This is a genomic window from Neisseria sp. P0001.S005 (assembly GCF_051963715.1).
Genome location: NZ_JBQCTZ010000961.1, coordinates 1 through 285, shown reverse-complemented (window position 1 = coordinate 285; position 285 = coordinate 1). Strand labels below are relative to the sequence as shown.

Annotated in this window: 1 protein-coding gene; it reads right to left on the bottom strand. The window is 51.9% G+C overall.

Translation table 11 applies throughout. The features are described from left to right. A partial coding sequence (locus tag ACTHSP_RS23690; RefSeq protein ID WP_440347195.1) for a DEAD/DEAH box helicase occupies nt 1-237 on the bottom strand: 237 nt, incomplete at its 3' end. Nucleotides 238-285: the final 48 nt, after the last annotated feature.

Genomic DNA, 285 nt, shown 5'->3' with positions numbered 1-285 from the left:
ATGCAGGCTGGCCACTAGATCGTTCATCAACGCAATCAGCGGCGATACGACAACCGCCACGCCTACGCGCATCAGCGCCGGAAACTGGTAACACAAAGACTTGCCCCCGCCCGTCGGCATTAGCACCAACAAACTCTCGCCGCCGGCCAAAGCATTGACAATAGCATACTGCTTGCCACGAATTTCGGGATAACCGAATACTTCGTGCAAAATATGTTTGGCGGTCGGCTGAGGCATACTGGTTCCGTAGATTAGTGGAAATCGTTATTTTAACGGTTTTACACC